Origin of the sequence: Kluyvera chengduensis (genome assembly GCF_044197065.1) — a bacterium.
GTDB classification, from domain to species: domain Bacteria; phylum Pseudomonadota; class Gammaproteobacteria; order Enterobacterales; family Enterobacteriaceae; genus Kluyvera; species Kluyvera ascorbata_C.
Window position 1 is genome coordinate 132,752 of the sequence record NZ_JBIQOI010000007.1, and the last position, 24,229, is coordinate 156,980.

General features: G+C 56.3%; 19 protein-coding genes and 3 tRNA genes. 4 read left to right on the forward strand and 18 right to left on the reverse strand.

What is annotated here, in order from left to right:
• Nucleotides 1–46 precede the first annotated feature (46 nt).
• From rlmB to nnr, 14 genes are all read right to left on the reverse strand, one after another.
• Nucleotides 47–778 carry a 23S rRNA (guanosine(2251)-2'-O)-methyltransferase RlmB gene (gene rlmB, locus ACH1XZ_RS17380; protein WP_035893302.1) on the reverse strand — a complete coding sequence of 244 codons (732 nt, stop codon included), beginning with the start codon at nucleotides 776–778 and terminating at the stop codon, nucleotides 47–49.
• A 121-nt stretch (nucleotides 779–899) separates the two neighbouring features.
• Entirely contained in the window at nucleotides 900–3,356 is a 2,457-nt protein-coding gene (gene rnr / locus ACH1XZ_RS17385) for a ribonuclease R (protein WP_395596557.1), read from the reverse strand.
• A gap of 38 nt (nucleotides 3,357–3,394) precedes the next feature.
• Nucleotides 3,395–3,820 carry a nitric oxide-sensing transcriptional repressor NsrR gene (gene nsrR / locus ACH1XZ_RS17390; RefSeq protein WP_035893314.1) on the reverse strand — a complete coding sequence of 142 codons (426 nt, stop codon included), beginning with the start codon at nucleotides 3,818–3,820 and terminating at the stop codon, nucleotides 3,395–3,397.
• A gap of 228 nt (nucleotides 3,821–4,048) precedes the next feature.
• Entirely contained in the window at nucleotides 4,049–5,347 is a 1,299-nt protein-coding gene (locus tag ACH1XZ_RS17395; protein ID WP_315406472.1) for an adenylosuccinate synthase, read from the reverse strand.
• A 102-nt stretch (nucleotides 5,348–5,449) separates the two neighbouring features.
• Nucleotides 5,450–5,647 carry a DUF2065 domain-containing protein gene (locus tag ACH1XZ_RS17400; protein WP_035893317.1) on the reverse strand — a complete coding sequence of 66 codons (198 nt, stop codon included), beginning with the start codon at nucleotides 5,645–5,647 and terminating at the stop codon, nucleotides 5,450–5,452.
• Between the two features lie 71 nt (nucleotides 5,648–5,718).
• Nucleotides 5,719–6,723, reverse strand: coding sequence for a protease modulator HflC (gene hflC, locus ACH1XZ_RS17405; RefSeq protein WP_123651143.1), 1,005 nt, complete (start codon nucleotides 6,721–6,723; stop codon nucleotides 5,719–5,721).
• A 2-nt stretch (nucleotides 6,724–6,725) separates the two neighbouring features.
• Nucleotides 6,726–7,988 (reverse strand): FtsH protease activity modulator HflK, encoded by a 1,263-nt coding sequence (hflK, locus tag ACH1XZ_RS17410; RefSeq protein WP_035893322.1) that lies wholly within the window; start codon nucleotides 7,986–7,988, stop codon nucleotides 6,726–6,728.
• A 154-nt stretch (nucleotides 7,989–8,142) separates the two neighbouring features.
• Nucleotides 8,143–9,423: a ribosome rescue GTPase HflX gene (gene hflX / locus ACH1XZ_RS17415; RefSeq protein WP_035893324.1), complete on the reverse strand. Its 1,281-nt coding sequence runs from the start codon at nucleotides 9,421–9,423 to the stop codon at nucleotides 8,143–8,145.
• A 75-nt stretch (nucleotides 9,424–9,498) separates the two neighbouring features.
• Nucleotides 9,499–9,804: an RNA chaperone Hfq gene (gene hfq / locus ACH1XZ_RS17420; protein WP_395596558.1), complete on the reverse strand. Its 306-nt coding sequence runs from the start codon at nucleotides 9,802–9,804 to the stop codon at nucleotides 9,499–9,501.
• A gap of 134 nt (nucleotides 9,805–9,938) precedes the next feature.
• Nucleotides 9,939–10,889, reverse strand: coding sequence for a tRNA (adenosine(37)-N6)-dimethylallyltransferase MiaA (miaA, locus tag ACH1XZ_RS17425; protein ID WP_395596559.1), 951 nt, complete (start codon nucleotides 10,887–10,889; stop codon nucleotides 9,939–9,941).
• Nucleotides 10,882–12,750, reverse strand: a complete 1,869-nt coding sequence (gene mutL / locus ACH1XZ_RS17430) for a DNA mismatch repair endonuclease MutL (RefSeq protein WP_395596560.1) — start codon at nucleotides 12,748–12,750, stop codon at nucleotides 10,882–10,884. Before mutL ends, miaA begins: the two co-directional genes overlap by 8 nt.
• Nucleotides 12,751–12,759: 9 nt before the next feature.
• A complete protein-coding gene (amiB, locus tag ACH1XZ_RS17435; protein ID WP_395596561.1) occupies nucleotides 12,760–14,127 on the reverse strand; it encodes an N-acetylmuramoyl-L-alanine amidase AmiB in 1,368 nt (455 codons plus the stop codon).
• 16 nt (nucleotides 14,128–14,143) lie between these two features.
• Entirely contained in the window at nucleotides 14,144–14,605 is a 462-nt protein-coding gene (tsaE, locus tag ACH1XZ_RS17440; RefSeq protein WP_123651147.1) for a tRNA (adenosine(37)-N6)-threonylcarbamoyltransferase complex ATPase subunit type 1 TsaE, read from the reverse strand.
• A complete protein-coding gene (nnr, locus tag ACH1XZ_RS17445) occupies nucleotides 14,598–16,124 on the reverse strand; it encodes a bifunctional ADP-dependent NAD(P)H-hydrate dehydratase/NAD(P)H-hydrate epimerase (RefSeq protein WP_395596562.1) in 1,527 nt (508 codons plus the stop codon). Before nnr ends, tsaE begins: the two co-directional genes overlap by 8 nt.
• On the opposite strand from nnr, the gene queG reads away from it, so the two are divergent.
• Entirely contained in the window at nucleotides 16,123–17,262 is a 1,140-nt protein-coding gene (gene queG / locus ACH1XZ_RS17450; protein ID WP_395596563.1) for a tRNA epoxyqueuosine(34) reductase QueG, read from the forward strand. The two genes, nnr and queG, sit on opposite strands and share 2 nt — an antisense overlap.
• 269 nt (nucleotides 17,263–17,531) lie before the next feature.
• Here the strand turns inward: queG and ACH1XZ_RS17455 are convergent.
• The 4 genes from ACH1XZ_RS17455 to orn all read right to left on the reverse strand — a co-directional run bounded on the left by ACH1XZ_RS17455 (nucleotide 17,532) and on the right by orn (nucleotide 18,547).
• Nucleotides 17,532–17,607: transfer RNA gene (locus tag ACH1XZ_RS17455), tRNA-Gly, on the reverse strand.
• A gap of 33 nt (nucleotides 17,608–17,640) precedes the next feature.
• Nucleotides 17,641–17,716: transfer RNA gene (locus tag ACH1XZ_RS17460), tRNA-Gly, on the reverse strand.
• Nucleotides 17,717–17,745: 29 nt separating this feature from the next.
• Nucleotides 17,746–17,821: transfer RNA gene (locus ACH1XZ_RS17465), tRNA-Gly, on the reverse strand.
• A gap of 180 nt (nucleotides 17,822–18,001) precedes the next feature.
• Nucleotides 18,002–18,547: an oligoribonuclease gene (orn, locus tag ACH1XZ_RS17470; RefSeq protein ID WP_185669307.1), complete on the reverse strand. Its 546-nt coding sequence runs from the start codon at nucleotides 18,545–18,547 to the stop codon at nucleotides 18,002–18,004.
• 107 nt (nucleotides 18,548–18,654) lie between these two features.
• Between orn and rsgA the strand changes: the two genes are divergently transcribed.
• The 3 genes from rsgA (at nucleotide 18,655) to mscM (ending at nucleotide 24,184) form a co-directional block, all read left to right on the forward strand.
• Complete coding sequence (rsgA, locus tag ACH1XZ_RS17475) at nucleotides 18,655–19,710, forward strand: small ribosomal subunit biogenesis GTPase RsgA (protein ID WP_395596564.1); 1,056 nt, start codon at nucleotides 18,655–18,657, stop codon at nucleotides 19,708–19,710.
• Nucleotides 19,711–19,830: 120 nt separating this feature from the next.
• Entirely contained in the window at nucleotides 19,831–20,847 is a 1,017-nt protein-coding gene (gene asd, locus ACH1XZ_RS17480; protein WP_395596565.1) for an archaetidylserine decarboxylase, read from the forward strand.
• A gap of 19 nt (nucleotides 20,848–20,866) precedes the next feature.
• Nucleotides 20,867–24,184, forward strand: coding sequence for a miniconductance mechanosensitive channel MscM (gene mscM / locus ACH1XZ_RS17485; protein ID WP_395596566.1), 3,318 nt, complete (start codon nucleotides 20,867–20,869; stop codon nucleotides 24,182–24,184).
• Nucleotides 24,185–24,229: the final 45 nt, after the last annotated feature.

The following is a 24,229-nucleotide window of genomic DNA, read 5'->3' on the forward strand; positions in this document are numbered from 1 at the left end:
ATCGTAGCCCGGGAGAGGCGTTTACGCCGACCCCGGGAACGGAGCGTTAGCTGCGCTGACGCACCGCTTCAAACAGGCAGATGCCGGTTGCTACGGAAACGTTCAGCGACGACACGGTACCCGCCATCGGAATGCTGATCAGTTCGTCGCAGTGTTCACGAGTCAGACGGCGCATACCTTCGCCTTCCGCGCCCATCACCAGCGCCATTGCGCCGGTCATTTTGCTCTGATACAGGGTATGGGTTGCTTCACCAGCGGTGCCGACAATCCAGACGCTCTCTTCCTGTAGCATACGCATGGTACGCGCCAGGTTGGTCACGCGGATTAGCGGTACGCTCTCGGCGGCGCCACAGGCCACTTTCTTCGCCGTGGCGTTCAACTGCGCAGAACGGTCTTTCGGTACGATAACCGCGTGTACGCCAGCGGCATCGGCGCTACGCAGGCAGGCGCCGAGGTTGTGTGGGTCGGTCACGCCGTCGAGGATCAGCAGGAACGGGCTGTCGAGCGAAGCGATCAGATCCGGCAGATCGTTTTCCTGATACTGACGGCCCGGCTTCACGCGCGCAATAATGCCCTGGTGCACGGCACCTTCGCTTTTCTCATCCAGGAACTGACGGTTCGCTAACTGAATCACCACGCCCTGCGCTTCAAGCGCATGGATCAGCGGCATCAGACGCTTATCGTCGCGGCCTTTCAGAATAAAAACTTCCTGAAAACGTTCAGGCGCGCGCTCCAGCAGTGCCTGCACTGCGTGGATGCCGTAAATCATTTCACTCATGAATATACTCGTTGTTAATTCTACGTTGTGATTACCCTCACCCTAGCCCTCTCCCTGGAAGGGAGAGAGAACCGTCCTCTCTCGCCACTAAGGGGAGAGGGTCGCGGTGAGGGGAATGAGGTTATTCCGCTGCTTTCTTCTTCGCGGCGCGCTTAGCTTTGGTCGCCGCCGCGATTTTCTGCGTCTTGGTTGAAGGCTTTTTGGCCTTCTTCGCCGCCCCTTTCTCGGTAGAAGCCGGTTTAGCTTTCGCCTTCCCTTTCTTCTCGCCGCGGAAGGCGCTGTCCGGTTCGAAGTTCACGCGCTTGCCAACCTGACGGCGTTTACCGCCCGGCTTGGCCCCCGCTTCTTTCCTCGTTCTTTCACGCTCGGTTTTACCGACGTTGCGCGGCGCACGTTCGCTGGAAATCAGGGAGAAGTCAATTTTACGCTCGTCCATGTTGACCGCTTCCACGCGAACTTCCACGCGGTCGCCCAGACGATAGGTCTGACCGCCGGATTCACCAATCAGGCGCTGACCGATCTGATCAAAACGATAGTAGTCGTTGTCCAGCGAGGAGACGTGGACCAGGCCATCGATGAACAGCTCGTCCAGACGTACGAAGAAGCCAAAGCCGGTCACGCTCGCGATAACGCCTTTAAAGACGTTACCCACCTGATCCTGCATGAAGTCACATTTCAGCCAGTCAGCGACATCGCGAGTGGCTTCATCAGCACGACGTTCAGTCATCGAACAGTGCTGACCCAGTTGCAGCATCTCTTCCATCGAATAATGGTAGCCGCCGGTGTCGGTGCTGTTGCCCTTATGACCCTGCTCTTTCGCCAGCAGATACTTGATAGCGCGGTGCAGCGACAGGTCAGGATAACGACGAATCGGCGAGGTGAAGTGCGCATAGGACTGCAGCGCCAGGCCAAAGTGACCGCGATTTTCCGGGTCATAGATAGCCTGCTTCATCGAACGCAGCAGCATGGTTTGCAGCATTTCGGCGTCAGGACGGTCGGCGACGGATTCCAGCAGCTCGGCGTAGTCGCGTGGCTCCGGTTTGTTGCCGCCTGGCAGTTCAAGACCGAGTTCAGATAACACCGAACGGAACGCGGTAATCGCTTCGGTCGTTGGCTTGTCGTGAATACGGAACAGCGCAGGTTCCTGGGCTTTCTCGACAAAACGCGCCGCCGAGATGTTGGCCATGATCATGCACTCTTCAATCAGTTTGTGCGCGTCGTTACGCTGGGTCTGTTCGATACGCTCAATGCGGCGTTCGGCGTTGAAGATGAATTTCGCTTCTTCGCTCTCAAACGAGATCCCGCCGCGTTCGGCGCGAGCTTGATCCAGCACTTTGTAGAGGTTATGCAGCTCTTCAATGTGTTTCACCAGCGGCGCGTACTGTTCACGCAGCTCCTGGTCGCCCTGCAGCATATGCCAGACCTTGGTATAGGTCAGACGCGCGTGGGAGCTCATTACCGCTTCGTAGAATTTAAAGCCGGTTAAGCGCCCCTTCGACGAAATAGTCATTTCGCAGACCATACACAGGCGGTCAACCTGCGGGTTCAGCGAGCACAGGCCGTTGGAGAGCACTTCCGGCAGCATCGGTACAACCTGCGTTGGGAAGTAGACCGAGGTACCGCGGTTACGCGCTTCGCCGTCCAGCGGCGTTGGCGGACGCACATAGTAGCTCACGTCAGCGATGGCAACCCACAGGCGCCAGCCGCCGCCGCGCTTTTTCTCGCAGTAGACCGCGTCATCAAAGTCACGGGCGTCTTCGCCATCAATGGTGACCAGCGGCAGGTCGCGCAGGTCGACACGACCCACTTTTGCCTCTTCAGGCACCTGCTCTTTCAGCCCGGCAACCTGCGCTTCAACCGCTGGCGGCCAGACGTAGGGAATTTCGTGGGTGCGTAGCGCCATCTCAACGGCCATGCCGGTACCCATGTTGTCGCCCAGTACTTCGACGATTTTACCAATCGCCTTGGTGCGGCGGGTTGGGCGCTGGGTCAGTTCGACCACCACCACAAAGCCCATGCGCGCGCCCATCACCGACTCAGGCGGGATGAGGATATCAAAGCTCAGGCGGCTGTCATCCGGGACCACAAAGCCTACGCCAGCGTCGGTAAAGTAGCGACCGACGATCTGCGCATTGCGCGGCACCAGTACGCGAACGATACGCGCTTCGCGACGGCCTTTACGGTCCGCGCCCAGCGGCTGTGCCAGCACTTCATCGCCGTGCATGCACATTTTCATCTGTTCGCTCGACAGATACAGGTCGTCTTTACGGCCTTCAACGCGTAGGAAGCCGAAGCCATCGCGGTGACCGATGACCATGCCTTTCAGCAGGTCGAGACGTTCCGGCAGCGCATAGCACTGGCGGCGGGTAAAGACCAATTGCCCATCGCGCTCCATGGCGCGCAGGCGACGGCGCAGCGCTTCAACCTGCTCTTCGCCTTCAATATTGAGTTCGACGGCCAGTTCTTCTCGGTTGGCCGGTTTTTCGCGTTTTGTTAAGTGTTCGAGGATAAATTCCCGGCTCGGGATAGGATTCGAATATTTTTCTGCTTCGCGTTCCAGGAAAGGATCTTTTGACATGTCGGTTCCTCCGTCATCATCGCTGCTGGCGGGAGTCGTTACTCCACCAGCAATAATTTATATAGCGGTTGATTCTTTTCAACCAAATCAGCCAGTGTGTAGTTATCCAACTCCTTGAGAAAACATTGCACGGCTTGAGCAAGCGCCTGTTTCAAACGACAGGCGGGCGTAATATGGCAAAATTCGCTGCTGCAGTTCACCAGCGATAACGGTTCGAGTTCGCGCACCACGTCTCCGACGCGGATGTCCTTTGCTGGTTTACCCAGACGGATCCCGCCATTTTTTCCCCGCACGGCCATCACGTATCCGGCGCGACTGAGCTGGTTGATAATTTTAACCATATGGTTACGCGACACGCCGTAGACCTCGGTAACCTCCGAGATGCTGGTCATGTTGCCTTCCGGCAGCGACGCCATATAGATCAGCGCACGTAGCCCATAATCGGTAAAACTTGTTAACTGCACATCAACCTCAGGAAAAAGGGGAAAAACAGGGTGAGCCTGTTGATATTAATTATATTGATGATAAACCAGCCAGCGACTGAGCCGCTAATTTATTTCAGTTCGGGAAGGAAAAAGCGAGGATTTAACGCACGATTAAGCCGGATGGTGACGCTTTGCGCCTTATCCGGCCTACAGAGTGAGTAGGCCTGATAAGCGCAGCGCCTGATAGCGCTGCACAACGAACCAGAATTATGCGTCGAACGGGTCGCGCAGGATCATGGTTTCGGTACGGTCTGGGCCAGTCGAAATAATATCGATCGGCACGCCGGTCAGTTCTTCAATACGCTTGATGTAGTCCAGCGCTGCCTGTGGCAGGCCGCTACGTTCCTTCACGCCAAAGGTGGTTTCAGACCAGCCCGGCATGGTTTCATAGATTGGCTCAATACCTTCCCAATCATCAGCTGCCAGCGGAGTGGTCGTCACTTCGCGGCCATCTGGCATGCGGTAGCCTACGCAGATTTTCACTTCTTTCAGGCCGTCCAGAACGTCCAGCTTGGTCAGGCAGAAGCCAGACAGGGAGTTGATCTGTACAGCACGACGCACGGCAACGGAGTCCAGCCAGCCGGTACGACGACGACGACCGGTAGTGGCGCCGAATTCGTTACCCTGCTTGCACAAGAACTCACCGGTTTCATCAAACAGTTCGGTCGGGAATGGACCGGCACCCACGCGAGTGGAGTACGCTTTGATGATGCCCAGTACGTAGTCAACATAGCGCGGGCCGAGGCCTGAACCGGTTGCTACGCCACCCGCTGTGGTGTTGGAAGAGGTCACGTACGGATAGGTACCGTGGTCGATATCCAGCAGCGTACCCTGCGCGCCTTCGAACATCACGAAGTCACCGCGCTGACGAGCCTGATCCAGCAGGTCAGAAACGTCAACTACCATGCTGGTCAGGATGTCGGCAACGGCCATTACATCGTCCAGCACTTTCTGATAGTCAACCGCGTCAACTTTGTAGAAGTTCACCAGCTGGAAGTTGTGATATTCCATCACTTCTTTCAGTTTGTCGGCGAAGGTGGCTTTATCGAAGAGGTCACCCACGCGCAGACCGCGACGAGCCACTTTATCTTCGTAAGCAGGACCGATACCACGACCGGTAGTACCGATAGCTTTCGCGCCGCGCGCTTTTTCGCGAGCGTTATCCAGCGCGACGTGATAGTCGAGGATTAACGGGCATGCTTCGGAAAGCAGCAGACGTTCGCGAACCGGGATACCACGGTCTTCCAGGCCTTTCATCTCTTTCATCAGCGCAGCCGGAGACAGCACAACACCGTTACCGATGATGCTGGTTACATTCTCACGGAGAATACCTGATGGAATAAGATGGAGGACGGTTTTTTCACCGTTGATTACGAGAGTATGGCCTGCGTTGTGACCACCCTGATAGCGAACAACATATTTTGCACGCTCAGTAAGAAGATCGACGATCTTCCCTTTACCTTCGTCACCCCATTGGGTGCCCAGTACGACGACGTTGTTACCCATTTTTCAAAATCACCGATTGCTTAAAAATGGATTCTACCATCGCTTTTTCAGATATACAGCACTTTTTACCCACAAAATCGCGCTTTAATGTTCTCTTTTTAATCAGCCAATCGTTTTCGTCAACATGTAGTAGATCACGACACCTGCCACCACAAGACCGCCGCCAAATCGACGTAACATCGTATCCGGTAATTGGGTCATCGTAGCAATCATCTTGCGCCAGGCTTTCGGATAAAGCATCGGCCCCAGGCCTTCAAACACTAAAACCAGCGCAAGCGCCAGCCAGATGGTGGAGTTCATTCATCGTCCTTATAAAAAGAAAACCACCGACTCCCTGAGGAGGCGGTGGTTTTGTTCAGGCTTTCGCGCGATTAACGCGTCGTGGTACCCGGGTTTTTCATGTAGCGGAAGAAGTCGCTATCCGGGCTCAGCACCATCACGTCCTGGTTGCTATCGAAGCTCGCTTCGTACGCACGCAGGCTACGGATAAAGGCATAGAAGTCTGGATCCTGGCTGAAGGCATCGGCAAACAGCTTAGCGGCTTCAGCATCACCTTCACCGCGCATGATACGACCCTGACGTTCGGCTTCTGCCAGCGTCTTCGTCACTTCATAGTCAGCGGTAGCGCGCAGTTTTTCTGCCTCTTCCTGACCCTGTGAACGGTGACGACGGGCAACGGCTTCACGCTCGGCACGCATACGGTTGTAGATAGCTTCGGAAACCTCAGCAGGCAGGTTGATCTGCTTAATACGCACATCGACCACTTCAATCCCTAACGCCGCCATACTGTTCGGGTTAATGGTTGGCCCTTTGATGTTAGCCTGCTGCTCTACGCGCTCTGCGGCTTCGGCAATCGCGTTATCTGCGGCTGGCGTAGCGACTTCGTCTTCAGCACCGGAAGAACCGGAGTTCAGCGCGTCACGAACTTCCAGCGTCAGACGACCACGGGAGTCGGTAACGATGTCTTTCACGTCCAGACGACCAATCTCAGAACGCAGACGGTCAGAGAACTTACGTTTCAGCAGTACTTCGGCCTGGGAGACGTCACCGCCGCCGGTCGCCAGGAAGTAACGGCTGAAATCGCTGATACGCCACTTGATATAGGAGTCGACGATCAGGTCTTTTTTCTCTTTGGTCACGAAACGGTCGGCCTGGTTATCCATGGTCTGGATACGGGCATCGAGCATTTTCACTGACTGAATGAACGGAACCTTGAAGTGCAGGCCCGGCTCATAAATCAGCGGCTTCTTGTCGCCGTCACGCACGACGCTGCTGAACTGGAACTTGATCCCACGCTCGCCTTCTTTAACCACGAAGATAGAGGTGTAAAGCACTACCAGCACGATGATGATAATCGCAATAACTGACTTACGCATCGTTATTCCCCCTGACGCTGGTAGTCGTTACGCTGCGCGTTAGCGCGGCGTTGGTCCATGATATTGCCCTGACTGGCAGACGACGTGTTGCTTGCGCTGCTGCTGGAAGAGGACGCAGGCGGCAGGCGCAACAGGTTGTTCGCACCACTGCTATCGCTCTTTGCTGCCGGGGCGTTGCCGCCTTTCAGCATTTGATCCAGCGGCAGTACCATCAGGTTGCCATTCTTGTTGTCGCTAACCAGCACTTTGCGGGTATGGCTCAGTACTTTTTCCATGGTCTCGATATAGAGACGCTCGCGAGTGATCTGCGGTGCGGCTTTATATTCCGGCAGGATTTTCGCAAAGCGAGCCACTTCACCCTGTGCTTCCAGGACGGTCTGGGTCTTATACGCACGCGCTTCTTCCAGAATACGCTGCGCCTGACCGTTCGCACGTGGCTGCACTTCGTTGGTATACGCTTCCGCTTCACGGATGTACTGCTGCTCGTTTTCGCGTGCGGCAATCGCATCGTCAAACGCGGCTTTTACCTCTTCCGGCGGACGAGCGGCCTGGAAGTTGACGTCCAGCAGGGTGATACCCATGTTGTATGGACGAATGGTCTCTTCCAGCTCGCGCTGGGTATCGCTACGAATAACGGTACGACCTTCGGTCAGAATACGGTCCATGGTGTATTTACCGATAACACCACGCAGGGCGCTGTCGGTTGCCTGACGCAGACTGTCGTCAGCGCTGGTGACGCTGAACAGGTATTTCTGCGGGTCGGTCACGCGGTACTGCACGTTCATTTCTACGCGCACTACGTTTTCATCGGAGGTCAGCATCACGCCAGACGCGGCCAGTTCGCGTACGGCTTCAACGTTCACCGGAGTGACTTCGTCAACGAAGGTCGGCTTCCAGTTCAGACCCGGTTCAACCAGGTGGCTGAACTTACCAAAGCGCGTGACTACACCGCGCTCGGCTTCTTTAATGGTATAGAACCCGCTAGCCGCCCAGATAACCACAACGGCTGCGGCAGCGATACCGACAATGCGTCCGCCCATAGGGCTACGCGGCCCCTGGGTTGAACTACCGTTGCCGGAGCCCCCTTTACCGCCCCCAAATCCACCGAGCTTTTTGCTCAGCTTGCGGAAGATATCATCCAAATCCGGCGGCCCCTGATCGCGACCGCCTTTATTTCCATTCCCCCCGGAGTTGCCGCCTTGATTATTGCTGCTTCCCCACGGGTCGCGGTCTTGTCCGTTATTACCGGGCTGATTCCACGCCATGTTTATGCTCCATATTTGTTATGCGGTGATATACCTTTTCCCAGTCCAGATTTTTTCGCGGTTAACCGTCCTACCCTCCTGGTGGCGACGGTCGCGTTGAGGCAATCTGAACCGCTGGGTGCCCAAAGGGCTAATGTTCAGGCAAGCTGCACGGTCAGACCACGTAGTCTGCCAGTGTCGGTTCTTGTTTACAGAGGCGACGCCAGTCGACAATTGGCATACGAACCTGCAAATTGACGCAGCCGTCCTCCTCCATCCACTCTTTTTCAATTGCCTGAAGCTGATAAAAGCGGCTACGCAAACGCCCGGCCTGCGGAGGTAACCGCAGCGTGTGCTGCGCGACTTCGCCGGCTAGCCGTTCGGTTAACGCCTGAAAAAGCAGTGGTATGCCTACCCCGGTTTGTGCAGACAGCCACACCCGGATAGGTTTGTTCTCTTCATCACGGTCGATACGCGGCTCGAAATCGTCCAGCATATCGATTTTGTTCATCACCAGCAGGGTTGGGATCTCGTGCGCGTCGATCTCTTCGAGAACTGTGTTCACCGCGTCGATGTTTTCCTGTACCCGAACGTCCGCTGCATCAATCACGTGAAGCAACAGCGTCGCTTCGCGGGTTTCCTGCAAGGTGGCTTTAAAAGCCGCCACCAGATCGTGCGGCAGATGGCGAATAAAGCCTACGGTATCGGCCAGCACGGTTTCACCCACATCCGCCACGTCAATACGACGCAGGGTAGGATCCAGGGTCGCGAACAGCTGATCGGCAGCGTAAACCTCTGCCTGCGTAATATGGTTGAACAGCGTCGATTTGCCGGCGTTGGTGTAACCCACCAGCGATACCGTTGGCACATCGGCCTTTACACGGGCGCGACGCCCCTGCTCACGCTGTTTCTCCACTCGCTCAATACGCGAGAGGATCTGCATAATACGGTTACGCAGTAAACGACGGTCGGTTTCGAGCTGGGTTTCACCCGGGCCGCGCAAACCAATACCGCCTTTTTGTCTTTCAAGGTGCGTCCAGCCGCGCACCAGGCGCGTGGCCAGATGGCGCAGTTGCGCCAGCTCAACCTGCAGCTTACCTTCATGGGTACGCGCACGCTGGGCGAAAATATCTAAGATCAGACCGGTACGGTCGATAACCCGGCATTGACACAGGGCTTCAAGGTTTCGCTCCTGCGCGGGGCTTAGTGCATGATCGAACAGCACAACGGAAGCACCTGTCGCTTTGACGGCTTCCGCAATCTCGACAGCCTTACCTTCACCAACAAAATATTTTGGGTGCGGCGCTTTACGGCTACCAGTAATCACCTGCATTGCTTCGACACCGGCGGAAGAGACCAGAGATTCAAACTCCTGGAGGTCTTCCATATCTTTGTCTTGCGTAAAATAGATGTGTACCAGCACCGCCTGCTCACCGGCGTCATAACGGTCAAACAAGCGTTATATCTCCTGAAATACCAGCGGGGAACCTGGATAATCCGGCTCCCCGACATGGATAAACAGCCATCAACCTTATTCGGTTTCTTCGCTGTCTTGCGGCGCAGAACCCTGCGCGTTGCTACTGTGGTGGTAGTTGCTGCCAGTGCCGCCGCCAGCATTGTTGCTGTGATGGGAAACTGGACGAGACGGAACTACGGTAGAAATTGCGTGCTTATAGACCATCTGGCTGACCGTGTTTTTCAACAGGATCACGAACTGGTCAAAAGACTCAATTTGCCCTTGCAGCTTAATACCATTCACCAAATAAATAGAAACTGGAACACGTTCCCGACGCAGTGCGTTCAGGAACGGATCTTGTAAAGATTGCCCCTTAGCCATTCTCTCTTTTCCTTATATGCTTATTTGTACTTATACACTTCGTCTTTCAAGCCGCATTGCGGCAACTTGAGCGATGTTGCGTATGAACCTTACGATTCTGAAAATTGCGCACGATACGACTCAATTGTACACATTCAGTCTACACTAGCACCCACTACCTGTAATAGTTGGTTAAACGCCTGCTCCGGCTGCTCACTATCTAACCAGTGAACGTCTTCCCAACCGCGTAACCACGTCACCTGGCGTTTCGCTAGCTGTCTCGTGGCACAAACTCCTCTATAAACCATTTCATCATATGAAATCTCGCCTTCAAGGTATGACCACATCTGGCGGTATCCCACACAACGAATGGAAGGCATATCCGTATGCAAATCTCCACGGGCAAATAGCGCCCGCACTTCTGCTTCAAAACCTGAAGCTAACATCTGATGAAAACGCTGCTCAATGCGCTGATGGAGCAGTTCACGGCTCGCCGGGGCGATGGCGAACTGATGCACCTTGTAGGGCAGAGCGTCTCCTGACGTTTGTGTCAGCTCCGTTAAAGTTTTACCCGAAATGAAAAAAACTTCCAGTGCTCGGGAAAGTCTTTGCGGATCATTCGGATGAATACGCTCGGCCGCGACGGGGTCAATTTCCCGCAGTTGCTGATGCAGCGCCATCCATCCTTGCTCTGCCGCCTGCTGCTCAATCCGCGCCCGAACTTCTGGGTCGGCTGAGGGCAGCGGTGATAAACCTTCAAGCAACGCTTTGAAATACAACATCGTACCACCGACCAGCAGCGGAATTTTCCCTGCTGCGGTGATTTCCGCCATCTGCGCAAGCGCATCGCGGCGGAAGTCCGCCGCAGAGTATGCCTGCGACGGATCGAGAATATCTAACAGTCGATGCGGCGCGGCTTCTAGCTCTTCCGCACTCGGCTTAGCGGTGCCGATATCCATTCCCCGATAGATGAGGGCAGAATCAACACTAATCAACTCTACTGGCAAAACTTTACGTAATTCAATCGCCAGCGCCGTCTTGCCCGAAGCGGTTGGCCCCATCAAAAAAATTGCCTTAGGCAGGCTCACCTCGGTTACGTCACTCATGTCTCAGGGCGTTCATCGCAGAATCTAAATCAACGGGTTGTAACAGACCACCCGGCGGAGCTTTAACCAGCTGTGGGCAAAGACGTTCAACGTCTGCCAGCATGGAAATTGCCTGCGCCATGTTCCACTGCGCGTGATCGCTTGCCAGATTTCGGGCCAGCCACTGCGCAACATTCCCGGCGTCAACGACACTTTGTTCCACCAGGTAGCCTATCAGTTCAGGAATCAAGATTTGTAAATTTTGTTGTCGTAAGGGTAAAGGCACGGCGCGGATCGTGGCGTGTTGCCCTTCGAGCAATATTTCAATGCCGAGCAGGTTCAGCGTTTCCTGCGCGCGCTCCAGCGTTTGACGCTCGCCGTCGGTCACTTTCAGACGCAGCGGGATCAGCAGCGGCTGCGCGCAAATGGACGCCTCACCCGGCGTCAACTGTGCCTGGCGCAGCCAGCGTTCCGCCACCGGCAACGCCAGCAGGCTTACCTTACCGCCGCGCTCCAGCAGAGCACAGGTATCGGCGACAATCGCCAACACACGCCCAAAGCTTTGACTATGTCCGGCAAGATTATCCACCGCTGGTGCTTTCACCGGTTCCGGCGTTTTCTCTGGCGTATTTAACAACTGGCGATAAAGCGCCCCCTGCTGTTTCTGATAGCCCGGCTGAGCATTCGGCCAGCTACCGTTGGCACCACCACCGCTGATCCGCCCAGCGCTACCGCCGCCGGTTGGCGTTTGATAGCGCGGCATATCAGGCTCACGCGCCACCGCGGGTTCCGCAAACTGGTTGCGCCCCGCAGCAACGCGGTTCTCCGGCAGGACGCGCGGCGCGGGCTCGTCATCTTCCGCCAATGGCAGAGGCGCATCCAACTGCTGTTGCAGCACGCTGAGCACCCCTTGATAGATAAAGTCATGCACCAGACGGGACTGATGGAAACGCACCTCGTGCTTCGCCGGGTGAACGTTCACGTCCACCTGGTGCGGGTCAATCTCGAGATAAAGAACAAACGCTGGCTGCTGGTCAGCGCCAAGCTTATCTTCACACGCCTGACGAATCGCATGGTTGATGAGCCTATCGCGCATCATGCGTCCGTTCACGTAACAGTACTGAATTTCAGCCAGCGCAGGCGTGGTGTGTTTCGGGTCCGCCACCCAGCCGTGCAGCGCCAGGTCGCCGTGCTGCCACTCAATGGCCAGCGCGTGCTCAAGGAACGGCACGCCGCAAATCGCCCCCAGTCGGCGCTCTTTCGGTGCGCCTTCGGCTACCGCACGATACTGGCGAACCGCTTTGCCATTGTGGGTCAGGTTAATGCTCACATCGAAGCGCGCCAGCGCAATGCGGCGGATAATCTCATCGATATGGTTGAATTCGGTTTTCTCGGTGCGCATAAACTTGCGCCGCGCTGGGGTGTTGTAGAACAGGTCCAACACTTCCAGCGTGGTCCCTACTGGGTGCGCCGCTGGTTTCACCGTCACGTCCTGATCGCGCCCTTCCGCGTAGGCCTGCCACGCTTCTTGTTGCTCAGCGGTTCGTGAGGTGATGGTCAGACGCGAGACCGAGCTGATACTCGCCAGCGCTTCGCCGCGAAAACCCAGACTGATGATCGCCTCAAGGTCATCAAGCGAGGCGATTTTACTGGTGGCGTGACGAGCCAGCGAGAGCGCCAGCTCGTCTTTTTTGATGCCGCAGCCGTTATCACGAATGCGGATAAGCTTGGCGCCGCCGCGTTCAATATCAATATCAATGCGGGTGGCTCCCGCATCGAGACTGTTCTCCACCAGCTCTTTCACTACCGATGCAGGCCGCTCAACCACTTCACCCGCGGCAATCTGGTTCGCAAGCTGCGGCGGTAAAACCTGTATCGGCATGAAAACTCCTTAGTTAACGAGCGTCCTGGATGCTGACGCGGCGCTGGCGGTCTGCGACTGTTCGTCACGAGGGCCGGATTGTATCGGATGCGCCGTGAAATAGTTACGTAAACCGTTATAAATGGCTTCCGCGATCTTCTGCTGATAATCGTCGCTGCCCAGCAGGCGCTCTTCGCTGCTGTTACTGATAAAGCCGGTCTCGACCAGAATGGACGGAATATCCGGCGAACGCAGCACGCCAAGGCTGGCATGTTCAGGACGACGCTTATGCAAGTTACCCACCTGCTGAAGCTGGCTAATCACGCTGGTCGCCACATCATACCCTACGCGCTGGGAATGACCGAACTGCAGATCCAGCACCGCCTGGCTCAGGTACGGGTCGGCCTGGCTGTTGGCCAGTACGTCGCCCGCGCCGCCCAGCAGCTCAGACTGTTTCTCATGCTGTTCGAGCCAGCCCGCCATTTCGCTGTTTGCGCGACGGTTAGAGAGCACCCACACGGACGCACCGGTCGCATCGCGGTTCGGCGCAGCATCGGCGTGAATCGACACCAGGAAAGAGGCGTTCTGCTTACGCGCCACGTCGGAACGGCCCATCACCGAAATAAAATAATCGCCGTCGCGAGTCAGCACGCCTTTGAACATCGGATCATCATTCAGCAAGGCACGCAGCTTGCGCGCAATGGCAATGGTGACGTTTTTCTCACGCGTGCCGCCAGGGCCAATCGCCCCAGGGTCCTGACCGCCGTGACCGGCATCAATAGCGATAATCACTTTATCCCCCGAGACGCTGCGCGCGCGGGAAGACGGACGCGGGGTTGGCGTCACGGTGCTGGCAATTGCCGGCTGGCGTTCACTGCTGAAACTACCGCTACTGCCGTTCGTGGTACTGCCGCCGCTGAACGGGTTACGCCCAGGCTGCACCGGCGCAGTCGTCACGACTGGCGTTTCCACTCGCTTAGCCACTACCGGCGGTGGCGGAGGAGGCGGTGGAACGTCAGCGTTAATGGTGAACACCACGGTATAGTTGGCACCGTTCTGCTGCTTCACCGCCCGGGTTTTGCCATTTTCGGTCAGATCGACCACCAGTCGTAAGGTCTGATCGTCTTTCGGCGTGCCCGAGCGAATCGCTTTCACCAGGTTATTACCGCTAAAACGCAACGGTAATCCCTGAAGCACCCCGGTTTGTTTGATATCCAGCACGACGCTACGCTTGTCGTCCTGGGTAAAGTTGTACTCCGGATCGCCCATAAAGCTGAGCGTGATCCGCGCCTGCGTTTCGCCGTTCGCCACCTGAATATCGGACAAACTTGCCGCCATTGCCGGTACGCCGACCAGCATCAGTGCGGCCATTAACCACCCTTTTGCGCGAAAAATCATCCTGGGATCCCTTAAATTAACCGGCAAACCGCGCCAGCAGAGACTCACCTAATGAGGAGACCGCGCTGATGCGCGCCTCACGCCCTTGCGCCTGGTAATCTAAGTGTATTTCGATATCCGGCTCGGGCAGAACACCTGCGCCCTGTTGCGGCCATTCCACCAGGCAAATGGCATCGTTAGCAAAGTAATCGCGGATCCCCATAAATTCGAGCTCCTCGGGATCGGCAAGGCGGTACAGATCAAAGTGATAAACCATCAGGTCGGCGAGCTGATAAGGCTCAACCAGGGTATAAGTGGGGCTTTTGACGTTGCCGTTATGACCTAACGCCTGCAGGAATCCACGGCTAAAGGTGGTTTTCCCGGCGCCCAGATCGCCGTACAGATAGATGACGGTTGCACCGACACAGGCTTTCGCCACTCGGTTGCCAAGGTCCAGGGTTGCCTGCTCGTCAGATAAAGGAATCACTCGATTAGTCATGGTTTACGTCAATCACATCCGGGTTAACAACACGCCGTAGCGTGGAAAAGAGGTCTGTCGCGAGCATACCGCGGGTGCCATAGCGCGCCGCCAGTTCATCGGCGGCGGCACCGTGGGCGATACACCCTGCGCACGCTGCATCATACGGCGATAATGCCTGCCCCAGCAATGCGCCGATGATGCCCGAAAGCACATCGCCCATTCCGCCGCTGGCCATGCCGGCATTTCCCGCATCAATAATTCCGATCGCGCCCTGGTCATCTGCCACGACCGTACCGGCGCCTTTTAGCACCACCGCGCCGCCGTACCGTTTTACCAGACGCTGCGCGGAAAGTAAGCGATCGTTCTCGATGTCTGCCACCCGACAATTGAGCAGCCGTGCGGCTTCGCCGGGGTGCGGCGTGATCACGCGATTGTGACGTTTATCCGGATTGATTGCCAGCAGGTTAAGCGCATCGGCATCCCACAGAGTGGGTTTGCGGAAATTGTCGATTTTCCGCAGCGCCTGCTTGCCCCATTCGGCTTGCCCCAGACCGGGGCCTATCACCACCGCATCCGCCCACTCCAGTGCTTCATCGAGCGTCTGCGGCGTCAGTTCATGCACCATCAGCTCAGGCCGGGCGGTAATAATCGGCGCAACGTTTTCAGCACGCGTTAATACCCGCACCAGCCCCGCACCGGCTCGCAGCGCCGCTTCACCGGTCATGCGAATCGCCCCGGCGGTACCGTGGTCGCCACCGATCACCACCAGGCGGCCGTGATCGCCTTTATGTGAGGTAGGACGACGCGGCGTGAACCACTGTCCTAGCTGCGAAGCATCAAATCGATGAATGTTTGTGTTCTGGGTTGCCAGCCAGGCGTCGAGACCGAGCGCATCGTGGTGCAGATGCCCAACAACGTCACGCGCCTTGCCGGTCAGTAAACCGGGTTTGAGGGCGATAAAGGTGATGGTGTGAGCCGCCTGAATAACCGCACCGGGCGTCGTGCCCGTTTGCGCATTCAGCCCGGAGGGAATATCCAGCGCGATAATCGGTGCCGGGAAGGCGTTAGCCCGCTCAATCAGGTACGCTACGTTCTCGCGCGGCGCGCTTTGTAGCCCGGTACCGAGCAGGCCATCAATAATCAGGTCTGCGTCCTGTGGCCAATGCGCATTCGCCGGGTAAATCTCGCCGCCCACCGCGTGCCACGCCTCACGAGCAGCCTGCGCCTCTTCCGGCAGCGGCTTATCGCTGGCGATTGCCAGCAGCGTCACCTGAATACCGGCAGCCTTCGCCAGACGCGCGACCTCGTAGCCATCACCGCCGTTATTGCCGTGCCCGCAAAGGACAATCCAGCGGCGGGTAGCAGGATACGCGGCTCGCGCGAGGTTAAATGCCGCTTCGCCCGCGCGCTGCATTAAGGAGTAAAGGGAAAGCCCAAGGCTCTGTGCCGCTGTTTTTTCAGCGCGACGCAGGTCATCCGCAGGCCAAATGGAGTGTGGTATACTTTGGGGGTTACTCGTCAATGTATGGTCCGTCATGTCACAGCCCCTCGATCTCAATCAATTAGCGCAACAAATCAAACAATGGGGCACCGAACTGGGTTTTCAGCAGGTCGGCATCACCGATACCGATCTCAGCGCCTCCGAGCCCAAACTGCAGGCATGGCTGGATAAACAATACCACGGCGAGATGGAATGGATGGCGCGTCACGGTATGATGCGCGCGCGTCCGCACGAACTGCAGCCCGGTACGCTCCGGGTGATTAGCGTTCGCATGAACTATCTTCCCGCCAATGCGGCCTTTGCCAGCACGCTGAAAAATCCCGAGCTAGGTTACGTCAGCCGTTATGCCCTGGGGCGTGATTATCATAAGCTGTTGCGTAACCGCCTTAAAAAGCTCGGCGAAATGATTCAGGAACAGTGTGTCTCGCTGAATTTTAGACCGTTTGTCGACTCTGCGCCTATTCTTGAGCGTCCGCTAGCGGAAAAAGCCGGGATTGGCTGGACGGGGAAGCACTCACTTATCCTCAACCGCGATGCCGGATCGTTCTTTTTCCTCGGCGAGCTGCTGGTTGATATCCCCCTGCCCATCGATCAACCGGTAGCCGAAGAGTGCGGGCGCTGCGTGGCCTGCATGACCATCTGCCCCACCGGTGCGATTGTCGAACCTTACACCGTCGACGCCCGCCGCTGTATCTCGTATCTGACCATCGAGCTTGAAGGCGCCATTCCGGAAGAATTTCGTCCACTATTGGGCAATCGTATTTACGGCTGCGACGACTGCCAGCTAATCTGCCCGTGGAATCGCTTCTCACAGCTGACTGATGAAGCCGACTTTAGTCCGCGCAAAGCGCTGCATGCGCCCGAACTTATCGAGCTATTTGCCTGGAACGAAGCCCATTTCCTGAAAGTGACGGAAGGTTCAGCCATTCGCCGTATCGGCCACCTGCGCTGGCTGCGAAATATCGCCGTTGCGCTGGGTAATGCACCGTGGAGCGAAGCGGCGCTAAACGCGCTGGAAAGTCGCCGAGGTGAGCACCCACTACTCGATGAACACATTGAATGGGCGGTGGCGCAGCAAATCACTCGTCGAAATGAAAATGTGGTTGAGGTGCAGTTACCGAAGAAACAGCGTCTGGTGAGAGTGGTGGAAAAAGGGCTACCGCGCGACGCCTGATATATTCACAGCCTGTGAGTAAAAATAAAAAGACATTGCGTTTCAACACGCCAAAGTTCGTCAAGCGATCCCGCTAACATTTTGAAATGATATATCTCATTAAATTTCAACAAGTTAAGAAAAACTGTAAAAATCCAGAAAACATTAGTGCGCGAAGAACGTGATAACAGCCTGTGGATAACTCTGTTTACAAGAGTATTTCAGAAACGAAAAAAACAACCTCAATGACTTAACGCATTGTGGAAGTATTTTTGTTTTGGAAGAAAATTTGGAGCGGGAAACGAGACTCGAACTCGCGACCCCGACCTTGGCAAGGTCGTGCTCTACCAACTGAGCTATTCCCGCTTGGGTGTGTCTACTGCGACTACTTTCAAATTTTGGAGCGGGAAACGAGACTCGAACTCGCGACCCCGACCTTGGCAAGGTCGTGCTCTACCAACTGAGCTATTCCCGCTTGGGTGCTTGGTACTGCTTTCAAATTTTTGGAGCGGGAAACGAGACTCGAACTCGCGACCCCGACCTTGGCAAGGTCGTGCTCTACCAACTGAGCTATTCCCGCAAAATCTGGCAATTTTTGTTGCTGTCGTAATTCGCATTTCTGCTTCGTTACGGGAGGCGCATTATACGAGAATTCTTTCCCCCTGCAACCCCCCCTGAAGCGATTTTTTAAAAAAACCGTTCAAGTGCTGGATAAATCGGCAAGTTGACTATTTTAGCGCCAATTCATCCCGTTAGCACGTTAAAGCTGAATAAAATGTTCGCGGTAGTAGGCCAGTTCCGCCACCGACTCACGAATATCATCCATCGCCTGGTGAGTCCCCTGCTTTTTAAAGCCAGGCAGAATTTCTGGTTTCCAGCGACGCGCCAGCTCTTTGAGCGTGCTGACATCCAGATAACGATAGTGGAAGTAGGATTCCAGCTCCGGCATGTATTTAAACAGGAAGCGACGATCCTGACCGATACTGTTCCCACAAATTGGTGATTTACCTTCCGGCACCCATTGCTTTAAGAATTCCAGCGTCGCCAGCTCCGCTTCGCGGTCCCCCATGGTGCTCGCCTTCACGCGCTCAACCAGGCCGCTACCGGTGTGGGTACGCACGTTCCAGTCATCCATCAGCGCCAGCTGCGCGTCAGATTGGTGAACAGCAATGGTCGGCCCTTCCGCCAGAATATTCAGCTGTGCATCGGTCACCAGCGTGGCGATTTCAATAATGCGATCGCGCTCGGGATCCAAACCCGTCATCTCCAGATCGATCCAAATCAGGTTGTTTTCATCTGCACTCATGCTATTTTCCACCCTTCTTGTCTAACCTGCCGCTGCGGGTTAACTAGTATTAATTAGCGTGTATCATAGAGGTTTTGCCCGATATGGGCGACCAGGAGTCAGCACGATTGAGTAAAAATAAACTCTCCAAAGGTCAGCAGCGCCGCGTTAAGGCGAACCACCAGCGCCGCCTCACAACAGCCGCGGAGAAGCCAGATTATGACGACAACCTGTTTGGCGAAGCCGCCGAAGGGGTGGTCATCAGCCGCTTTGGCATGCATGCCGACGTGGAATCCGCCGACGGCGAAACCCACCGCTGCAACATTCGCCGCACCATCCGTTCGCTGGTTACCGGCGACCGCGTCGTGTGGCGTCCGGGTAAAACCGCCGCTGAAGGGGTAAACGTTAAAGGTATCGTTGAAGCGGTACACGAGCGCACCTCGGTACTGACGCGCCCTGACTTTTACGACGGCGTGAAGCCGATTGCCGCCAACATCGATCAAATCGTTATTGTTTCGGCCATTTTGCCCGAGCTGTCGCTGAATATTATCGACCGTTATCTCGTCGCCTGCGAAACGCTAAGCGTTGAGCCGCTGTTGGTACTGAATAAAATCGACCTGCTGGACGATGAAGGCATGGCGTTCGTCAACGAGCAGATGGATATTTACCGCAACATCGGCTACACCGTACTGATGGCCTCAAGCCACACCCAGGATGGCTTAAAGCCGCTAGAAGCCGCGCTGACCAACCGTGTAAGCATCTTTGCCGGTCAGTCTGGCGTAGGTAAATCCAGCTTGCTGAACGCGCTGTTGGGGCTTAACGACGACCGCATTCTGACCAACGACGTTTCCGATGTCTCCGGTCTGGGTCAGCACACCACCACCGCCGCGCGTCTGTACCACTTCCCGCACGGTGGCGACGTCATCGACTCCCCAGGCGTTCGCGAATTCGGCCTGTGGCACCTCGAACCGGAACAAATTACCAATGGTTTTGTCGAATTCCACGACTACCTTGGACACTGTAAGTATCGCGACTGTAAACATGATACTGACCCAGGCTGCGCTATCCGTGCAGCCGTAGAGGAAGGGAAGATTGCCGAGACTCGTTTCGAAAATTATCACCGCATCCTGGAAACCATGGCGCAGGTAAAAACGCGTAAAAACTTTTCAGACATAGATAATTGAGAACTATGATTTTGCCGACTGACATTTACGTCAACAGTCGCTAGAATCGGCCGCTTTTCTTTTTAAGATCCGACGCCCGTCGTCGGATCAGGATCGACACATAATGGCCTGGAGGCTACCTTGTTAAACTCGTTTAAACTTTCACTGCAATACATTCTGCCTAAACTGTGGCTTACGCGTCTCGCAGGCTGGGGTGCGAGCAAACGAGCGGGATGGCTGACGAAACTGGTTATCGATCTGTTCGTGAAGTTCTACAAGGTCGATATGAAAGAAGCGCAGAAGCCGGACACCGCTAGCTACCGCACTTTCAACGACTTCTTCGTTCGTCCGCTGCGTGAAGATGTCCGCCCGGTCAATACCGACCCAAACGTGCTGGTGATGCCAGCCGACGGCGTGATTAGCCAACTTGGCGCGATTGAAGACGACAAAATTCTGCAGGCCAAAGGCCATAACTACTCGCTCGAAGCGCTGCTCGCGGGTAACTACATCATGGCTGACCTGTTCCGTAACGGCAGTTTCGCGACGACCTATCTGTCGCCGCGCGACTACCACCGCGTACATATGCCATGCAACGGTATCCTGCGTGAAATGATTTACGTCCCGGGCGATCTGTTCTCTGTGAACCACCTGACCGCGCAGAACGTACCTAATCTGTTTGCCCGTAACGAACGCGTCATCTGCCTGTTTGATACTGAATTTGGTCCAATGGCGCAAATTCTGGTGGGTGCGACTATCGTGGGTAGCATCGAAACCGTCTGGGCGGGTACCGTCACGCCACCGCGTGAAGGCGTGATTAAGCGCTGGACTTACCCAGCGGGCGATCAGGAAGGCTCCGTAGCACTGCTGAAAGGCCAGGAGATGGGCCGCTTCAAGCTGGGCTCAACGGTCATCAACCTGTTTGCCGCGGGTAAAGTCACGCTGATGGAGCAGTTGAAAAATCTGTCCGTGACGAAGCTTGGCGAACCGCTGGCCGTTTCCACCGAAGCCGTTGCCGAACCTGAGGCTGCGCCGGTTGTTGAGCCTGTCGTTGAGCCGGTTATTGAACCTGTTGCTGAACCACAGGTCGAAGCGGTTGTTGAACCGGTTGTAGAGCAGGATGTCGCCCCAAAGGCTGACAACGCGCAAGAAAAAAGTTAACAACGAATAAGGGTCTGACGTGCGCCTGATTATCACTTTACTGATGGCCTGGTGCCTCAGCCAGGGGGCGTACGCAGCGACGGCCCCCAACGCTCGACAAATCGCCCAGGAACTGGAACAGGCAAAGGCGGCAAAGCCCGCCCAGCCTGAAACCGTCGAAGCGTTACAAAATGCCCTGACCGCGCTCGAAGAGCAGAAAGGCTCTCTTGAGCGCGCCGCGCAGTACCAGCAGGCCATCGACAACTTCCCCAAACTCTCCCAGACGCTGCGTAATCAGCTCAACAATCTGCGCGATGACCCGCGTCAGGTACCTGAGGGCATGAGCACCGATGCGTTGAATCAGGAGATTTTGCAGGTTAGCAGCCAACTGCTGGAAAAAACCCGCCTTGCTCAACAGGAGCAGGAGCGCGCCCGCGATATCGCGGATTCCCTGAACCAGCTTCCCCAGCAGCAGACCGACGCGCGCCGCCAGTTAAACGATGTGGAACGTCGGCTCGGCACACAAACAGGCAATACGCCGCTGGCACAGGCACAAAGTCTCAATTTGCAGGCGGATTCCAGCAAACTCAAAGCGCTGGTTGATGAACTGGAGCTCGCACAGCTCTCTGCCAATAACCGCCAGGAACTGGCGCGCATGCGCTCTGAGCTCGCACAAAAGCAAAGCGAGCAGTTGGATGCGTATCTGCAAGCGCTGCGAAACCAGCTCAATAGCCAACGTCAACGTGAAGCGGAACAAGCGCTGGAAAGCACCGAACTGCTGGCGGAAAACAGCGAAAACCTGCCATCGGGTATCGTTGACCAGTTTAAGATTAACCGCGAACTTTCTCAGGCACTGAATCAACAGGCCCAGCGTATGGATCTGGTTGCCTCGCAGCAGCGTCAGGCGGCCAATCAGACGCTGCAGGTGCGTCAGGCTCTGAACACGCTGCGCGAGCAGTCACAGTGGCTGGGTTCATCGAATCTGCTCGGTGAAGCGCTGCGCGCGCAGGTCGCCCGTCTGCCGGAGATGCCAAAACCGCAGCAGTTGGATACCGAAATGGCCCAGCTGCGCGTGCATCGTCTGCGCTATGAAGACCTGCTGAACAAGCAGCCGCAGCTGCGCCAGATTCGCCAGGCCGACGGTCAGCCGCTCACCAGCGAAGAGAACCGCATTCTTGAAGCCCAGCTTCGCACTCAGCGCGAACTGCTGAATTCGCTGCTGCAAGGCGGCGATACGTTGATCCTAGAGCTGACCAAGCTGAAAGTCTCCAACAGCCAGTTGGAAGACGCGCTAAAAGAGGTCAACGAAGCGACCCACCGCTACCTGTTCTGGACCTCCGACGTACGGCCTATCGACTTCAGTTGGCCGCTTGAAATTGTCCAGGACCTGCGCCGCCTGATCTCGCTCGATACGTTCAGTCAGCTCGGCAAAGCCAGCATGATGATGCTGACCAGCCGTCAAACGCTGTTCCCGCTGTTTGGCGCCCTGCTGCTGGTTGGCTTCAGCATCAGCTCACGTAAACACTTCACGCGCTTCCTGGAGCGTTCCAGCGCCCGTGTAGGCAAAGTCACCCAGGATCACTTCTGGCTGACGCTACGCACGGTTTTCTGGTCTATCCTGGTCGCCTCACCGCTGCCGGTGCTGTGGGCAACCCTTGGCTATGGTTTACAGGAAGCGTGGCCCTTCCCGCTCGCCGTCGCCGTCGGCGATGGCGTCACCGCTACCGTACCACTGCTATGGGTGGTGATGATTTGCGCGGCATTCGCCCGCACCAACGGCCTGTTTATCGTACACTTTGGCTGGCCGCAGCACCGCGTGGCGCGCGCGATGCGCTACTACCTGATGAGCATCGGGCTTATCGTGCCGCTGATTATGGCGCTGATCATGTTCGATAATCTCAACGACCGTGAGTTCTCCGCCTCGCTCGGCAGGCTGTGCTTTATCCTGATCTGCGGCGCGCTGGCAATAGTCACGTTGAGCCTGAAACGCGCCGGGATCCCGCTCTATCTCGATAAAAGCGGCAGTGGTGAAAACCGCGTTAACCTGCTGCTGTGGAACCTGATGATTGGCGCGCCGCTGCTGGCGATTTTCACCGCGGCGGTGGGCTATCTTGCCACCTCGCAGGCGCTGCTGGCGCGTCTGGAAACCTCTGTCGCTATCTGGTTCCTGCTGCTGGTGATTTACCACGTCATCCGCCGCTGGATGCTGATTCAGCGCCGCCGTCTGGCCTTTGACCGCGCCAAACACAAGCGTGCCGAAATGCTGGCGCACCGCGCCCGCGGCGAGGAAGAAGCGCACGCCAGCAGTCTGGAAGGGTCGGTCGAGCAGGAGGTGAGCGAAGTCAACCTCGATACCATCAGCGAGCAGTCGCTACGCCTGGTGCGCTCGATTCTGATGCTGATTGCGCTGGTGTCGGTGATTATCCTGTGGTCGGAAATTCACTCGGCGTTTGGCTTCCTCGAGAACATTTCGCTGTGGGACGTCACCTCAACGGTTCAGGGCGTTGAAAGCATCGAGCCGATTACCCTCGGCGCCGTGCTGATCGCGATTCTGGTGCTAATCATCACCACCCAGTTGGTGCGTAATCTGCCCGCGTTGCTGGAGCTGGCCATTCTGCAACACCTGGATTTAACGCCGGGCACCGGCTATGCCATCACCACCATCACCAAATATCTGCTGCTGCTGATAGGCGGGCTGGTTGGATTCTCGATGATTGGCATTGAATGGTCGAAGCTGCAATGGCTGGTCGCCGCACTCGGTGTCGGTCTCGGTTTTGGTTTGCAGGAGATTTTCGCCAACTTCATCTCCGGCCTGATTATTCTGTTTGAGAAACCGATTCGTATTGGCGATACGGTCACCATTCGGGACCTGACCGGCAGCGTGACCAAAATCAACACCCGCGCCACCACCATCAGCGACTGGGACCGCAAAGAGATTATCGTGCCGAACAAGGCGTTTATCACCGAGCAGTTCATCAACTGGTCACTGTCGGATTCGGTCACGCGCGTGGTGTTAAGCATTCCCGCGCCGTCGGACGCCAACAGCGAAGAGGTGGCGCAGATCCTGTTGACCGCCGCGCACCGTTGCTCGCTGGTGATTGATAATCCAGCGCCGGAAGCGTTCCTTGTCGATTTACAGCAGGGGATTCAGATTTTCGAGCTGCGTATCTACGCCGCCGAGATGGGTCACCGTATGCCGCTGCGTCATGAATTACACCAGTTGATTCTGGCAGGCTTCCGCCAGCACGGTATCGATATGCCGTTCCCACCGTTCCAGATGCGTCTGGAGACCCTGGATGGCCGGAAAACGGGAAGAACGCTGACCTCTGCAGGCAAACGCCAGCCGGGAAGTCTGTAACAACCTCGGCCGGGCTACGGTGTGGGTCTTGTAGGCCTGATAAGC

What these genes read in the sequence shown, in the direction of transcription:
- nnr (WP_395596562.1), bottom strand. Translation starts at nt 16,124, where the DNA reads ATGACGGACCATACATTGACGAGTAACCCCCAAAGTATACCACACTCC.
- tsaE (WP_123651147.1), bottom strand. Translation starts at nt 14,605, where the DNA reads ATGACTAATCGAGTGATTCCTTTATCTGACGAGCAGGCAACCCTGGAC.
- amiB (WP_395596561.1), bottom strand. Translation starts at nt 14,127, where the DNA reads ATGATTTTTCGCGCAAAAGGGTGGTTAATGGCCGCACTGATGCTGGTC.
- rlmB (WP_035893302.1), bottom strand. Translation starts at nt 778, where the DNA reads ATGAGTGAAATGATTTACGGCATCCACGCAGTGCAGGCACTGCTGGAG.
- ACH1XZ_RS17400 (WP_035893317.1), bottom strand. Translation starts at nt 5,647, where the DNA reads ATGAACTCCACCATCTGGCTGGCGCTTGCGCTGGTTTTAGTGTTTGAA.
- hflC (WP_123651143.1), bottom strand. Translation starts at nt 6,723, where the DNA reads ATGCGTAAGTCAGTTATTGCGATTATCATCATCGTGCTGGTAGTGCTT.
- rnr (WP_395596557.1), bottom strand. Translation starts at nt 3,356, where the DNA reads ATGTCAAAAGATCCTTTCCTGGAACGCGAAGCAGAAAAATATTCGAAT.
- mutL (WP_395596560.1), bottom strand. Translation starts at nt 12,750, where the DNA reads ATGCCGATACAGGTTTTACCGCCGCAGCTTGCGAACCAGATTGCCGCG.
- ACH1XZ_RS17395 (WP_315406472.1), bottom strand. Translation starts at nt 5,347, where the DNA reads ATGGGTAACAACGTCGTCGTACTGGGCACCCAATGGGGTGACGAAGGT.
- queG (WP_395596563.1), top strand. Translation starts at nt 16,123, where the DNA reads ATGTCACAGCCCCTCGATCTCAATCAATTAGCGCAACAAATCAAACAA.
- hfq (WP_395596558.1), bottom strand. Translation starts at nt 9,804, where the DNA reads ATGGCTAAGGGGCAATCTTTACAAGATCCGTTCCTGAACGCACTGCGT.
- miaA (WP_395596559.1), bottom strand. Translation starts at nt 10,889, where the DNA reads ATGAGTGACGTAACCGAGGTGAGCCTGCCTAAGGCAATTTTTTTGATG.
- orn (WP_185669307.1), bottom strand. Translation starts at nt 18,547, where the DNA reads ATGAGTGCAGATGAAAACAACCTGATTTGGATCGATCTGGAGATGACG.
- hflK (WP_035893322.1), bottom strand. Translation starts at nt 7,988, where the DNA reads ATGGCGTGGAATCAGCCCGGTAATAACGGACAAGACCGCGACCCGTGG.